Annotated in this window: 7 protein-coding genes and 2 pseudogenes; 4 read left to right on the forward strand and 5 right to left on the reverse strand. The window is 70.2% G+C overall.

Annotation, left to right across the window (positions count from 1 at the left end; all coding sequences use genetic code 11):
• Nucleotides 1–464: 464 nt before the first annotated feature.
• The 4 genes and pseudogenes from AC5LSR_RS14600 to AC5LSR_RS14615 all read left to right on the forward strand — a co-directional run bounded on the left by AC5LSR_RS14600 (nt 465) and on the right by AC5LSR_RS14615 (nt 3,991).
• Nucleotides 465–938: a protein kinase gene (locus tag AC5LSR_RS14600; RefSeq protein ID WP_493465418.1), complete on the forward strand. Its 474-nt coding sequence runs from the start codon at nt 465–467 to the stop codon at nt 936–938.
• Nucleotides 908–1,201 (forward strand): annotated as a pseudogene (locus AC5LSR_RS14605) (hypothetical protein); the annotation flags it as partial. The gene AC5LSR_RS14600 and the pseudogene AC5LSR_RS14605, both read left to right, overlap by 31 nt.
• Before the next feature lie 611 nt (nt 1,202–1,812).
• Nucleotides 1,813–3,030 carry a hypothetical protein gene (locus tag AC5LSR_RS14610; protein ID WP_493465417.1) on the forward strand — a complete coding sequence of 406 codons (1,218 nt, stop codon included), beginning with the start codon at nt 1,813–1,815 and terminating at the stop codon, nt 3,028–3,030.
• 157 nt (nt 3,031–3,187) lie between these two features.
• Nucleotides 3,188–3,991, forward strand: a complete 804-nt coding sequence (locus AC5LSR_RS14615; protein ID WP_250283830.1) for an FHA domain-containing protein — start codon at nt 3,188–3,190, stop codon at nt 3,989–3,991.
• 12 nt (nt 3,992–4,003) lie between these two features.
• On the opposite strand, the pseudogene AC5LSR_RS14620 reads toward AC5LSR_RS14615, so the two are convergent.
• The 5 genes and pseudogenes from AC5LSR_RS14620 to AC5LSR_RS14640 form a co-directional block, all read right to left on the reverse strand.
• Nucleotides 4,004–4,117, reverse strand: a pseudogene (locus tag AC5LSR_RS14620) (YnfA family protein); the annotation flags it as partial.
• 392 nt (nt 4,118–4,509) lie between these two features.
• Nucleotides 4,510–4,989, reverse strand: a complete 480-nt coding sequence (locus tag AC5LSR_RS14625) for a hypothetical protein (protein WP_250283828.1) — start codon at nt 4,987–4,989, stop codon at nt 4,510–4,512.
• A 95-nt stretch (nt 4,990–5,084) separates the two neighbouring features.
• On the reverse strand, nt 5,085–5,261 hold the full coding sequence (locus AC5LSR_RS14630) for a hypothetical protein (protein WP_493468575.1): 177 nt from the start codon (nt 5,259–5,261) through the stop codon (nt 5,085–5,087).
• On the reverse strand, nt 5,258–5,791 hold the full coding sequence (locus tag AC5LSR_RS14635) for a hypothetical protein (RefSeq protein ID WP_493468576.1): 534 nt from the start codon (nt 5,789–5,791) through the stop codon (nt 5,258–5,260). Before AC5LSR_RS14635 ends, AC5LSR_RS14630 begins: the two co-directional genes overlap by 4 nt.
• A 380-nt stretch (nt 5,792–6,171) precedes the next feature.
• Nucleotides 6,172–7,264: hypothetical protein (locus tag AC5LSR_RS14640; RefSeq protein ID WP_493468577.1), on the reverse strand; the 1,093-nt coding region annotated here is incomplete at its 5' end.

Below are 7,264 nucleotides of genomic sequence, written 5' to 3' on the forward strand. Positions count from 1 at the left end.
TCCGCCCGTCTCGGCTTTCCCGGCGGCTCGTCCGCCGGAAAGTTAACCGGCACCGGCCGGGAGGGGTCCCGGCCGACCCGCCCACCAGGACGCGTCGAGATTCGCGCGTGCGACGCGAAGCGGGCCGGTCGTCGCGACCTCGACTTCTCCCCATCACTCGAGAGTTCCTCACCTCGGCCTTTCGGTCGACCTTGATCGAAGATCCGGCGAGGCCCGGCTGGCGCGCGCCAGCCGGCGACCCGGGGCCATCTCGGTGAAGGTGGCCCGAAGGAGGCCCGCCGCGGACAGGGCACTGCGCCGTTCGCCGTCGGTCCCGGATGGCTCGGCCAGCGGGAGCGGGCTCGGGAGCCCACCCAGACAGTTGGGCAAAAGGTATCAGTAGTAGCGTCGGAGCACGTTCTGGACTGATTTTCGTCACCGAGCCGTCGAGACCCGCCCGCAGACTCACAGGGAATGTTGCGACAGTGCCCCAGGAGCCGATTTCACTGCCCCGGTACCGGCTGACCCGACCGCCGCTGTCCGAGACCCGGATGAGCGTGGTCTACCGTGCGACGGATACCCAGCTGAACGACCGGCCGGTCGTCGTCAAGGTTCTCTCTCCGCAGCTCGCGCACATCCCCCAGTACCGCGAACGGTTCTTCCGCGAGGTGCGGGCCGTGACCACGCTGCGGCACCCGCACATCGTCGACGTCTATGAGGCGGCCACGGAGAAAACCGCGGACCAGGCCGCGGCAGGGCGCGACCAGGGCGACGACGACCAGGAGCTTCTCTACCTCGTCATGCCGTACATCGAGGGCTCCAGCCTGCGCGGGCTGCTGGCGGACAACGGGCAACTGGACCTCGCCACCGCCCGGCGAACATCCTCGTCGAGTCCGAGACCGGCCATGCCTGCCTGTGTGACTTCGGCATCGCCAAGGTGGGTTTCGAACGGGCGCTGACCGCCGTGGGCGGCTTTCTCGGAACGCCCGACTACTCGGCGCCGGAACGCTTCGACCCGGACCGGTTCGAAGAGCTGCCCATGGCCCACCGGCCGACGATCGAGCGGCCGCCGCGCGACATCGCCGAGGAGAAGCTCGTCGACATCTACGCGCTCGGCGTCGTGATGTACGAGTGCCTCACCGGCAGCCGTCCGTTCGACCACATCGGCGAGCAGGTGCGGCGGGATCCGCCGGCCCTGACCGGGCTGCGCCCCGATCTCCCGCCCGCGCTCGACGACGTGCTGCAAGCCGCGATGGCTCGCGACCCCGCGGGTCGTCCGTCCTCCTGCGCCGAGTTCGCGAGCAGGCTGGCGTCCGCGGCCGGCTCCCCGCGCCCCGCCCCGGCGCCGCTCGGCCCGGCCTCGCCACCTTCGACGATGACGAGGTTCCCCCAGACACCGACAAGCGCCCCGACAGTCCCGCCGTCCGCGTCCGGCGGAACGTGGGGCCCACCGCCGGGCTCGCCGCCCCCGGCCAACGAGCCCGGCGCGGCGCCGGCCGGCGCGACTGGACAGGCGCCAACCGGTCAGGTGGTGCGCGGGCCCGGGAGACGTCGGCTCGCGACCGTCCGGCGGGTGGCTGCGCGGCACAGGCGGATCCTCATCGCGGCCGGGGCGGGCCTGGTCCTCGTCGGCGTGCTGCTCGGGGCCACGCTCCCGGTCGTCCTGGACAAGCCGGGAGTCGGAGACCGGCCCAGCCAGCAGCAACTGGCCCGGATTCCCGAACCGCTGCGCGCCGACTGCGCCCGCGACAGGCCGGCGGGCGGGGCCGACGCCGTGGTCTGCACGACGCCGGCCAACGAGTCCAGCTCACTCTCTTCGCCAGCCTCGACGAGATGGACAGCGCCTACAGCGCCGCGACGCGGGACGCGGGAGTCAGCCGTGGCACCGGAGACTGCGGCGTCGCGGTGGGCACCGGCGCCGAGCATCGCTATCCCGGCGCGGACGCGAGCCCCGGCGGCCAGCACGGGCGCCTGCTCTGCCACACAAGTGACGGCACGACCTCCCTCGTCTGGACGGACGACAAGGCGATGGTCCTGGCGACGGCCAGCCGGCGCGCGGCCGACGACCTGGGGCTGCGGGGGTCCTGGAGCCGCTGGGCCAGCCTGAAAGCCTTCCCCACCACCGAAGAGAAGGCCCTGGTCGACCTGTACGATCTGAAGAACTGTCGCCGGCCGGCCGCGGGGGCTCTCGAGCGGTTCCACGGCATCGTCGCTGCCGTCGAGTGCGCTCCACCGAACGCCGACGAGGGCGCTACAACGGTCTGGTACTACCAGTTCACGGCCCTGGACAGGCTTCGGTCGACCTACGACGCACAGGTGAACGCCGTGCAGGCGCCCATGGACACGTACTGCGGCGGGAGCGCCGAGAACCCCGGCACTCCCGGCACCCATCAGTGGGACCTACGCGGTGTCGACCTGGGCAACCTGCTGTGTTACCGAGACACCGGGAACGCGCCGACCATGGAGTGGACCCTGGAGTCCATGCGTGTGCTTGGCCGCGTGATCGGGCGCGACCCCGCGAAGCTCGCAAGCTGGTGGACGAACAACCACGGTCCGGCGCAGGCGGAGATCGCCAAGGCCGTCAACAGCACCTCCAGTCCGCCGTTCCCGACCGCGGCGGAGCAGCAGCTGCTCACCCACATCCCGCCGACGGCCCGGGTCGACTGCATGCGGCTGTCCGAAGACCAGGTCAAGCAGAACGTCGGCGACCAGAAGCCGCTGGCCGCCATCGCGTGCGACTCTCAGGCCCGCAATCCGCGGATCGTCTTCTATTACCAGATGGCCGACGCCGACGCGCTGGCAGCAACCCTCCGATTCAACGATCCGGGCACGGACGCCGACTGTACCCAGCAGCCGCCGAACTTCTTCGGCGGCGCCCGCTACCTGAACAACGGCGACACGGGCCGTCTCGTCTGCGGCACGAACCCGAGCGGCGCTCGATACCTGATCTGGTCGAACGACCGGCTGAACATTCTCGCCTGCGCGTTCGGCAGCGGACTTCCTCCCGCGGCCCTGATCGCCTGGTGGAGCGCCAACGCCGGCCCCCGGTAGGGCCCGGCCGGAGGCGCGCCATACCGTCTGGTGTTCGTCATTCGGTGACGGTCCTCCGGCGCGGCCGCGCGCTCGCGGCAGATCTTCCGAGCTCGGGACCCCTCCCGGCGCGGCGGGGCTAACCTGTCGCCACGCCGAGCCGGGAGGTGCTGGAGTCGTGAACTCGTCGGGTCGCGCCGGGTCGAGCCAGGTGGACCTGCTGCCGCGGGAGATCGGCAGCCTGGCGCACTGGCAGCCGGAGGCGCCGCCGGGCACGCTGTTCGCCGTCGGGGCGAACGGCGGGATGCGGGTCGCCCCGCGGGCCGGGTTCTCGCTCGTGTTCGGGCGCTGCGAGCCCGAGGTCCATGTGTGCGTCGGCGCCGACGACCAGTACGTCAGCCGCCGGCAGGGGCACATCGGCTGGGATGGCTCGCGCTGGCTCCTGACCAACGAGGGCCGCCGGCCGATCCGGCTGCCGGGATCCCGGCTGCTGCTCGGCGGCGACCAGTCGCCCCTGGCGAGCGGGTACATGCCGCTGTTCATCGTCGCCCCGAGCCAGGAGCACCTACTGGAGATCCGGATCATCGGTCGGCCGGCCCCGCGGCGTCCGGAGGACGGGCCGGACGCCCAGACGCGGGAGGGCGAGGTCTGGCCGCTCAGCGAGGTCGAGAAGCTGGTTCTCGTCTGCCTCGGCCAGAGCTACGTGCGCGGCGACCCGCAGCCGCAGCCGCTGACGTGGAACCAGGTCGAGGCGGAGCTGAGCGAGCTGCGCCCCGAGGAACGGTGGACCGGCAAGCGGGCGGCGCACATCGCCGCCGTCCGCCGCCGCCTCTCGCTCGCAGGGGTGCGCGGGATGATGGAGGACGAGGTGCCGCCGCCGGCCGCCTTCATGATCAACCATAACCTGATCGTGGAGCTGCTCACCAGCACCACCCTGGTCCGCGCGGACCTGTCCCTGCTCGAGCAGGACCTCCCAGGCTGACCCGCCGACGGCGGTGGAGACGACGAAGATCCCGTCGTAGGCGGCCAGGACGCGTCCGAAGCGGGCGCCGGGTTGGAAGGTGGCGGCGAACCTGTACAGGCAGAGCGCGATGATGCCGGTGCCGATCCGCTGTCTCGAAGCCCTTGCCCGGTGTGACCGTTAATGAGCTGACTGTTCTAAACTGTGTGCTCGCGGTCATTATGGATGATCGTGTGGCTGAGGCGCGGGGGGAGAGCGTGGATTTGTTGCTTCCCTCGGACCCGGCGCGGGTCGGCCCCTATGAGCTGCGCGGTCGGCTGGGAGCGGGCGGCATGGGTCGGCTGTACCTGGGGATGTCGACCCGACGACTTCGCCGCGGCGGTGCACCCTACCTGACAGGCAGGACCGAGACCAAAAGCGCTGTCCAGAGCCCCTTGACCGAATAGCCGGGACGGTTCAAAACGGCCCCCGCGCTCCTCACCGGGGCCCGCTCCGGTGGATCCGATCCGGCCCCCGGCCCCCGATGGGCGATCATGTTTCTAAAACGGCGTGATTCGCCCTCGTCGGACCATCGTCCATTCCCCGTCAGCCCCGTGTATTCGATAGTCAGGCGGATGTTCCATTGCCGCGACCGACGGAAAGTAGACCGTCGCTGTCCGGCAGCCGTTGTCCGTATCGCTGTCGACGGCCAGCCGCATCTCATGGGTGAAGCCCACCCATCCCCAGAGCACCAGCAGATCGATGATCTGTCGGCCGTCTCTCAGGTGTACATAGCCGGGATTCTCTTCGTCCGGCGTCGGATATATCCCGTGCTCGTCCGCCGTTCCCTGGCACGAGTTGAGCGTCTCGATGCCGTGTGACCACGCCAGTTCTAAATACGGCGCCAGGGACTCGTCCACATAGGCCGTGATGCCTGCCGCGTCCGCAAGGACCTGTCTGTGTGCATCTCCGACATAAGCTGGTCGCGAATGTTGTTGTTGTGTGATTCGGCTGCGCCGGAACAACCACGAACGCTTCATATCAAGATCTTATCGTAGTACCGGTGCGACTGGACCAGGGATCCCGCCTGCTGCAGGGGGATGTGATCCAGCGGCCGTCCGGCCGGCGAGGGCCGTCACTTCCCGAACCGGAGGCGGAAAGGATCGGTGTCCGTGTAGTGCGAACCCGCGTTGTCGATGCCGCTGACGTCTGCCACCCGGCCGACGTCGCGCGCGATGAGCATGAGGAGCCGCCAGGGTTTCCGAGGCCCGTCCACGAGGGTGCGCACCATGCGGTCGTCATGAGTCGTCACGACGAGATATTCGGGCGAGGGGGCGAGGACCGGGACTCTTCGGCTTCATCCCATCCATAGGTCACGTAGCGGGCGAGGCTTTTCACTTCGCCCCAGGCGAACCGCGCCGGCCCGCCGCCGGGAGGAAGATCGCCCGCGATGTCGGTGACGATGGTGAGCCCGTGTTCGTCCGCGGCCGCCCGCAGGGCGTTGCGGGCGGCACGTACGACAAGCCGGATCACGGACGCGGCCAGCCCCAGGGCGATGGTCCCAGAAACGATGGCGCCGGCCGCGCCCGCAAGGCTCGCCAAGAAGACGACTCCGAGGTCGCCGATGTTGTCGAGGATCCCGGTGAATCCGATGCGCCCGAGGTACACCGCCCCGATTCCCAGGGCGATCGCCAGCGGTGCGCGCCGGACTATCCGCCCGGTGGCACGCCCGAACGTCTCCCGGATCTCGATGGAGGTCGCGCCGCCGCGCAGGCGATCCTGCCTGGCGGCGTGCCGCTGCCTGCCTCGCTCCTCTTCCTCGGCGTACGCGCGATTGCTCACGGCCCACATCTCGCGCCACACCCTCTTGAACTGATCACTTCTTCTGGCGTTCGATCTTTCCTCGTCCACCATGACGCCGATTGTCCCGAAGGAGGGGCCCGACGTGCCCCCGCGGGTCGTGAGGGCGTGCCGTGCGGGTGCTGGTCACGTTCGGCTTCGGTGAGCTGGGCCTGCACCGTGTCAGCGCCGCGATCGGTCCGGACAACGCCGCGTCCGTCGCCGTGGTCAGACAGGCCGGTTTCTCCTACGAGGGCCGTATCCGCGACCACGCCCACACCAACGGGGCGTGGCGTGACAGCCTGCTCTACTCCGCTTCCTCCGGATGCGACATTGCCCGACGGATGTACTCGGCCGGCCTGGGTGGGCTCATGCGCGGTCGGTCAGACGTGGCCGAACAGGGGCGGGAAGGCGAGGACCACGATCCACGCCCACGCCGCGTACACCGGCAGATAGCCGGTCTGCCAGCGTTCGAGGGCCGCGAACGGGGTGCGCCGGCGGGCCAGCCCCAGCAGCAGCCACGCCGACCAGGCGAGGTTGGCCAGCAGGAGGACGTTCTCACCGAGAGCCGCGGCCTTGTTCGGGGTGGTGCCGAACTCGGTGATCCGCCCGGTGATCTCCAGGAGCACCAGCACGTCGATGGCCAGCGCGCTCACCACAAGGGCCAGCTGCAGCCGGTCGAACGGGCCGGCGGGCGCCAGCGGGTCGCGGGCCGAGATCGAGTAGAGCAGCAGCCCCAGCACCACTACCAGCAGCAGGTCGAACAGGATCAGCGCCTCCCGCTCGACGTCGATGCCGGAGCTGGTCCAGACGACGGCGACGAGGAAGGCGAGCAGCACGGCGGTGAACAGCGGGGTGAACAGCCGGGTGAGCACCGGCGCGATGTTCTCGACCACGTTCTGCTTCGCCTCGACGAGCCACGCGGCGACAACGACACCGGCCGCCGCGCCGCAGGGGAGGAGCCACTGCGCGAGGAACACCTCCGGGTCGATCCCGATCGCCTGGAAGGTGCCGGCCGTGAACGCGATGAGCACGCCGCCACCGAGCGCGAGGAGCACGAAGTAGACGAACCACTCGCCGGTGAACCGGATGAAGTCCATCCGCCGGCGCGACGAGCGCCATTCGTCGCCCGCGTAGGCCAGACCGACCACGAGCCACAGCGCGATCGGGAGGTGGATGCTGGTGAGCACCACCGATTGCGACGTGGCGGCCAGCGGGTAGACGTTGGCCGCTATGGCGCCGAGCGCGAACAGCGCGACCAGCACCCCGAGCAGCGGGCGGCGGACCTGGCGGCGCCAGGCGAGGAAACCCGCCAGCCAGGGCAGCACGAGAACGCCCACGTTCGGCCCGTAGAACGCGCCGTCGTGCTCCAGGCTCACCCCGAACAGCTCCGGCACCCGGACCGACACCGCGGCGCCGACCGCGCAGAGGGCCAGCGCCCGCAGGTCCCTGCGCGACCGGGCGTCCACGGTCCCG

Source organism: Protofrankia sp. CiP1_Cm_nod4 (assembly GCF_982290645.1).